General features: G+C 73.9%; 2 protein-coding genes. Both read right to left on the bottom strand.

Translation table 11 applies throughout. From position 1 onward, the window contains the following. On the bottom strand, nt 1-990 hold a 990-nt coding region (locus tag HMPREF0731_RS12495; RefSeq protein ID WP_007004505.1), incomplete at its 3' end, for an exonuclease SbcCD subunit D. Nucleotides 991-1,038: 48 nt separating this feature from the next. Next, complete coding sequence (locus HMPREF0731_RS26170; RefSeq protein ID WP_007004504.1) at nt 1,039-5,160, bottom strand: M10 family metallopeptidase C-terminal domain-containing protein; 4,122 nt, start codon at nt 5,158-5,160, stop codon at nt 1,039-1,041. Between the last annotated feature and the right edge of the window lie 72 nt (nt 5,161-5,232).

Genomic DNA, 5,232 nt, shown 5'->3' with positions numbered 1-5,232 from the left:
CGCCGCGCCGGGCGGCAGCGGCGCGGCGGCGAAGCGCAGGTCCAGCACGTTCGGGTAGCGCTCGCGCAGCCGCGCCATGGCGTCGAAGGGGCGGTCGGCCAGCCAGACCTGCAGCCAGTCCTCGCGCCCGGCCCCCTCGGCGGCGTCCAGCAGCTGGGCCAGCGTGCCGTGCAGCAGGCGCAGGGGGCGGCGCACCGGCAGCGGCAGGGCCTCGGTCCGCACCGCGCCATCGGCGCCCAGCTCGACCAGGGTCAGGGATTTCTCCTGCCCGGCCTCCGAGAAGGAATAGCCGAGCGGCGAGCCGGCATAGCGGATGCGCCCCGCCGCCATCTGCTGCGGCCGGTGCAGGTGGCCGAGCGCGACATAGTGGAACCCCTCCAGATGCGCGGCCGAGACGGCGCCGCTGCCGCCCACCTGCAACTGCCGCTCGCTCTCGCTCTCCGCGCCGCCCTGGACGAAGGCGTGCGCCACCACCAGGCTGCGCTCGCCCGGGCGCAGCGCGGCGCGCAGATGCGCCATGCTGGCGGCGAAGCCGGCCTCGTGGTCGAGGATGTTCGCCTCCGGCCCGAACAGCTCGGCCAGATGGGCCGGGGCGCCGTAATCGGCGGCCAGCACCCGCACCGGCCCGTGCTGGTCCTGGAACAGGAAGGAGCGGCCGCGGGCGCAGCCGGCGATGTGCAGCCCGGCCAGCCCCAGCAACGGCGCGGCGAAGCCCAGGCGCCGCGCATCGTCATGATTGCCGGCGATCAGCAGCACCGGCACGCCGAGCCCCTGGATCACCGCGCGCAGCACCTCGCCCAGCAGTTCGACGGCGGCGGCGGGCGGCACGGCGCGGTCATACAGGTCGCCGGCGATCACCAGCAGGTCGGGCCGGGCCTCGCGCACCGCGTCCAGGAAGGCGCCGGCCAGCAGCCATTCCTGCTCCGGCAGGAAGGGCTGGCCGTGCAGGACGCGGCCGAGATGCCAGTCGGCGGTGTGCAGGATGCGCATGGCGGCTCCGGGCCAGGAGGGGCGGCGGGATCGGCCGCCCGGCCTAGCTCAGAGCGCCCAGAAATTCCAGCTGGCCAGGCTGCCGACCCCGGGCATGGCGATCTGGAAATCCGCCGCCGGGTCGGCATCGACATTGCCGTAGAGCACGCCGTCGAGGAAGACGAGCTGGCCCGGCGCGCTGAGGCTGCCGCTCAGCAGCAGGGTGAAGGCCTGGTCGCCCGGCTGCGTCAGGTCGGCGTCGATGCCGGAGAGGTCGAGCTGGTCGGCATAGGGCGCGGCGTTGAAATCGGTGATGGTGTCGCGCGCAGCGCTGTCATTGCCGGTATCGCCATGGGCGAAGACGAAGCGGTCATTGCCGGGGCCGCCGGTCAGGCTGTCGGCGCCGGGCCCGCCCACCAGGATGTCGTCGCCCTCGCCGCCCAGCAGCGTGTCATTGCCGGCGCCGCCATGCAGGATGTCGTTGCCGCCGCCGCCGGCCAGCACATCGTCGCCGCCCAGCCCGTGGATCGTGTCGGCATTGCCGCCGCCGGTCAGGAGGTCGCGCCCCTCGGTGCCGGTCAGCACCTGGGGCGAGGCCAGCACCAGCAGGCCGGAGCCGGGCGCCGTCTCCTGCAGGCTGCCCGGCAGGGCGTTGAGCTGCACGCTGGCATCGGTGAAGCCGTCGCCATTGAGATCGACCAGCAGCATCACCCCGGCCTGGCGGATCTCCGCCTCGCCGCGGCCGGTGAAGGCGCCGCTGCCGAGGAAGCGGGCGCCGAGCGGGGAGAAGTCCAGCGTGTCGCCCACGGTGAAATCGAGCACCGTGTCGAGGGCGGCGCCGGCGATGTCCTCCACCTCCCAGCGGAACACGTCGTTGCCGGGGCCGCCGATCAGCGTGTCGCTGCCCGGCCCGCCGCGCAGCCAGTCCTGGCCGGCGCCGCCATCCAGCGAGTCGTTGCCGGCGCCGCCCGACAGCGTGTCATTGCCGCCGAGGCCGAGCAATGTGTCCTGCCCGGCGCCGCCGGTCAGCGTGTCATTGCCGGCGCCGCCACTCAGCACCAGATCGGCCACCCGGCGCAGCAGGCCGGAGCCGGGCGCCGTCTCCTCCAGCGGCGCGGCGTCGCCCAGGCTCATCACCGCATCGACCACGCCATCGCCATTGGCGTCCACCGCCAGCCAGGTGACGCCGAGCTGCCAGGAGCGCAGCTGCGCCGTGCCATCGGCCTGGAAGGGGTCGCTGCCGATGTAGCGGGCGCGCAGCGCGGCGAGGTCGATCAGGTCGCCGGCCTGGAAATCGGTGATGCGGTCGCCCTCCAGCTCGGCGGCGGCCAGGTAGCGGAAGATGTCGTTGCCGGCGCCGCCGGTCAGCGTGTCGGCGCCGAGCCCGCCGGCCAGCAGGTCGTTGCCGTCGCCGCCGCGCAGCGTGTCGCGGCCGGCGCCGCCGATCAGCGTGTCGTCCCCGGCCTCGCCCAGCAGCAGGTCGTCGCCATCGCCGCCATCCAGCGTGTCATTGCCGGTGCCGCCATAGAGCTGGTCCGGCCCGCCCAGGCCGGAGAGCCGGTCATCGCCGCCGCCGCCCACCAGCCGGTCCTGGCCGCCGCCGCCGGTCAGCACGTCATTGCCGGGGCCGCCGGTCAGGTTGAGGTCGGCGACGCGGCGCAGGATGCGGCTGCCGGGGTTGAACTCCTCCAGCGCCATGTCGCCCTCCAGGGTGAGCAGGGCGTCCGGCCGGGCATCGCCATCGAGGTCGATGGCCAGGAAGGTCCAGCCGGCATCGCGCCCGCCCCAGCCATCAAGCACGGCGATCTGCCCGGCGCGGCCGGTCAGCCCGGCGGGGCTGAAGCTCAGCTCGCCGATCGCCGAGAGGTCGAGCCGGTCGGCCAGGTCGAAATCGGTGATGCGGTCCTCCAGCAGGCCGATCTCGGCGACGCTGCGGTAGCGGAACCAGTCGGCGCCGGGGCCGCCGGTCATCACGTCGCGGCCGAGGCCGGGCAGCAGCACGTCGTCGCCCTCGCCGCCCAGCAGCGTGTCGTCGCCGGTCTCGCCGCGCAGCACGTCATTGCCGGGGCCGCCGATCAGCGTGTCATGGCCGGCCCAGCCGACCAGCGTGTCGTTGCCGCCGAGGCCGGAGAGGGTGTCGTCCCCCTCCGAGCCCACCAGGATGTTGGCCAGGTCGTTGCCGCTGAAGGAGACGCTGGCGACGATGCGCAGCAGCAGCGAGCCGGGGTCGGTCTCCTTGACCGTGGTGACGCCGGGCAGGAACACGCCCTGGTCGGCGACGCCATCGCCATCCGCGTCGATCTCGATGCGGCTGCCGCCCGGCCCGCGCAGCAGCCGCGCCTCCGGCCGCACGCCGCTGAACAGCCCGTCATTGATCCAGACCAGGCCGCGGAACTGCGTCAGGTCGATGCGGTCGGCCTGGGTGAAGTCGCGGAGGGTGTCGGTGGTGTAGCGCCCGCCGGTCTCGGGCGAGATGCGGAAGATGTCCCAGCCCAGCCCGCCCTCCAGCACGTCGTCGCCATTGCCGCCATCGAGCAGGTCGTTGCCGTTGCCGCCCAGCAGCGTGTCGTTGCCCGAGCCGCCCAGCAGCGTGTCATTGCCGTCGCGCCCGGTCAGCGTGTCATGGCCGGGGCCGCCGGTGATCACGTCATCGCCCAGCGTGCCGGCCAGGGCGCGGTCGCGCGCCACCACCAGGGTCAGCGAGCCGGGCACATTGCCCTCCAGCAGCCGCCCGCCGGTGTCGATGGCGGCGGTGATCTCGGCCCGGCCGTCGCCATCCTGGTCGATGCCGAGGACGCGGCCATCGAAGCGGATCTCCATGCCGGCGCCGCTGAACGGATCGTCGCCGATGAAGCGGAAGGCGCCGATGGCGGAGAGGCTGAGCAGGTCGCCCGGCTCCAGGTCGCGGAGGATGTCGCCCTGCAGGTCCGCCGCGCGCAGGTAGCGGAAGATGTCGTTGCCGGGGCCGCCGCGCAGCACGTCGTTGCCGGCGCCGCCCAGCAGCACGTCATTGCCGTGGCCGCCGGAGAGCACGTCGTCGCCATCGCCGCCGGTCAGCGTGTCGTCGCCATTGCCGCCCTCGAGGAAGTCGTTGCCGCTGCCGCCATCCAGCGTGTCGTTGCCGTCGCCGCCGATCAGCCGGTCGTCGCCGCCCATGCCGAGGAGGGTGTCGTTGCCGCCATTGCCCTCCAGCCGGTCGGCGCTGGCATCGCCCACCAGCCGGTCGGCGGCCTCGGTGCCCAGCACCAGCAGCGGCGCGGCGCGGCGCAGCACCAGCGTGCCCGCCGCGGTCTCCCGCAACATGCCGGTGCCGGAGACCCAGGCGCTGTAATCGGCCAGCCCGTCGCCATCCAGGTCGAGCAGCAGCCATTTGCCGCTCTGCCGCAGCTCGCCCGGGGTCAGGGTGAAATCCGCGTCGCCCAGGAAGCGCAGCCCGGCCACGCCGCTGAGATCGATGCGGTCGAGATCGTCGAAATCGCCGAACCGGTCGCCAGCGAGGTGCGCCGCCTCGGTGTAGCGGAACAGGTCGGCGCCGGCGCCGCCCAGCAGCAGGTCGGCGCCGGCGCCGCCCTCCAGCGTGTCATTGCCATCGCCGCCGGAGAGGGTGTCGTCGCCCTCGCCGCCGAGCAGCACGTCGTTGCCGCCGAGGCCGAGCAGCCGGTCATCGCCCGCCCCGCCCACCAGCCGGTCGGCGCCGGCGCCGCCGCTGGCCAGCACCGGCGCGGCCAGCATCAGCTGGCCCGGCGCCACCTCCACCAGCCGCAGCGCGCCATCCAGGCGCAGCGTCAGCTCGGCGCGGGAGAAGCCGTTGATGTCGATCAGCAGCAGGGTGGTGGCGCCCTGCCAGGCCAGCCGCGCCTCCATCCCGGCGCCGGTGAAATTCTGCGCGCCGATGAAGCGCAGCCCGGCGATGGCGGAGAAATCCAGCCGGTCGCCGGTGGAGAAATCGACGATGCGGTCCTCGCTCAGCTCGGCCAGGCTGCCGTAGCGGAAGACGTCGTTGCCGGCGCCGCCATGCAGCGTGTCGGCGCCGCGGCCGCCGGTCAGCACATCGTCGCCATCGCCGCCCGAGAGGATGTCGGCGCCGTCGCCGCCCGAGAGCGTGTCATTGCCCCCCAGGCCCTGGATGATGTCGTCCCCTGGCGTGCCCGTCAGAAGATTGGCCCCGCCATTGCCGATGATGTTCGCCATGCCGCGTCTTGCCGCTCACCCGGTGCGTTGCGCCTGGGGCCGGCCCCTTGCCGGCCGCGCCGCGGCCCGCCG

The sequence above is a fragment of the Pseudoroseomonas cervicalis ATCC 49957 genome (assembly GCF_000164635.1).
Classification (GTDB): domain Bacteria; phylum Pseudomonadota; class Alphaproteobacteria; order Acetobacterales; family Acetobacteraceae; genus Pseudoroseomonas; species Pseudoroseomonas cervicalis.
Note: the sequence above shows the minus strand (reverse complement) of the source record. Positions and strands in the feature narration are given on the sequence as shown.